Annotated in this window: 1 protein-coding gene; it reads right to left on the bottom strand. The window is 69.1% G+C overall.

Annotated features, from left to right (window positions below):
* Positions 1 to 476 precede the first annotated feature (476 nt).
* Positions 477 to 1631: an acyl-CoA dehydrogenase family protein gene (locus tag MKK65_RS00405; protein ID WP_243954336.1), complete on the bottom strand. Its 1155-nt coding sequence runs from the start codon at positions 1629 to 1631 to the stop codon at positions 477 to 479.
* Between the last annotated feature and the right edge of the window lie 161 nt (positions 1632 to 1792).

Genomic DNA, 1792 nt, shown 5'->3' with positions numbered 1-1792 from the left:
CTGTTCAACTGATTTTTTGCTCCCTTCATCCAACCCATTCTGACAGGCTCTGGTCTTTCGATGGACAGACGGGCTTGCAACGCCAGGACGAAGCGCAGGTCTCCTCTCCCGCACGCGCTAAGATGTTCACACATCGGCCGGTGGAAGGCGCGACGCGCTCTCCTCCTCCTTCCTGGGAGGCGTTGGAGGTGGGGATGGTGCAGAAGGCATCGTGCCGTTCGATCCTGCACCACCCCCTCCCCTGCCCCCTCCCCGCAAGGGGGAGGGGAAATGCGTGGTGTTTCAGAGGCTTGCGACAGGGCAATCTCGATCTGTGAGTCCGCTAGCCCGCACGGGAGAGGGGGCTTGTCGCGCTCCATCCTCGAAGGAGGGCTCTAGCCAGCCGCACGATCCCTGGAAGGCTCCTTCGAGGCTCGCTGCGCTCGCACCACAGGATGAGGGGGTTGGGCGGGATGGGGTAAGGCGAAAATCGCCTCTCACGCCGCCAGCAGGCCGTTCTCGCTCTGCGTGATCCGGCGTAGGTGGTGGGCCGTGTCGCCGAGCTGGTACTCGATCATGGCGAGCCGCTTGAAGTGGTGGGCGCCGAGATATTCGAGCGTCATGCCGATGCCGCCGTGGAGCTGCACCGCCTCCTGGCCGACGAACCGGCAGGCCTTGTTGATCTGCACCTTCACGGCCGCCAGCGCCGCCACCCGCGCCGCGGGATCCTCCGCCTCCACCATCATGGCGGCGTAGAGCGCCATCGAGCGCGCCTGCTCCAGCTGGATCAGCATGTCCACGGCCCGGTGCTGCAGCGCCTGGAACGAGCCGACGCTGACCCCGAACTGCTTGCGGGTCTTGAGATATTCCACCGTCAGCTTGTGGAGCGCGTCCATCGAGCCGACCGCCTCGGCGGCCAGCGCCGCGATCCCGTGCTCGATTACCCGCTCCAGGAGCGGCAGGCCCCCCTCGGGGTCGCCCAGCGCCGCGTCGGCCGGCAGCGTGACCTCCGAGAACGACACCTCCGCGGCCCGGCCGCCATCCTGGGTCGGGTAGGCCTCGATCGCCACCCCCGCGGCGTCGGCCGGCACCAGGAACAGCCCGATCCCGTGCGGGTCGCGCCGCTCCCCGGAGACCCGAGCCGAGACCACCATCAGCCCGGCCGCGTCGGCATTGGGCACGACGCACTTGGCCCCGCTCAGCACGAACTTTTCGCCGGAGCGCCGGGCCACCGTGGCGATATCCTCCAAGTCGTAGCGCGATTGGCGCTCGGTATGGGCCAGGGTGAGCCGCAGGCTGCCGTCGATGACACCGGGCAGGAGCGTCTCTTTCTGCGCCGGGCTCCCGCCGAGCCGGAGCGCCGTCGCGCCGAGCACCAGGCTCGCGAACAGCGGCTCGACCACGAGGTTGCGCCCCACCGCCTCCATGACCAGCATGGTCTCCACCGGGCCGCCGGCGAGCCCGCCCTCGGCTTCCGAGAAGGGCAGGCCGGTGACGCCGAGCTCAGCGAACGCCGCCCAGCCCGCCTCGGGGAAGCCCAGCGGCGCTGTCAGCCGCGCCTGTCGGCTCTCCAGCGACGGGTACAGGTCCGCCGCCAGCCGCTCGACGCTGTCGCGCAGGAGCGACTGGTCCTCGTTCAGGTCGAAATCCATGTCAGGCTCCTCGATCGTCCCCTCCCCCTCTGCGGGTCACGATGTTCCCACATCGATTCATGTGAGGCGCGACGCGCTCTCCTCCCCCTTGTGGGGAGGAGTGGGAGGTGGGGGTGGTGCAGGACCGGGCGTGACGGTGCCTTCTGCACCACCCCCACCCC

It is taken from the genome of Methylobacterium sp. J-001 (genome assembly GCF_022829565.1).
Taxonomy (GTDB): Bacteria; Pseudomonadota; Alphaproteobacteria; order Rhizobiales; family Beijerinckiaceae; genus Methylobacterium.
The sequence above is the reverse complement of the archived record's forward strand: the minus strand, read 5'-3'. Positions and strand labels throughout refer to the sequence as shown.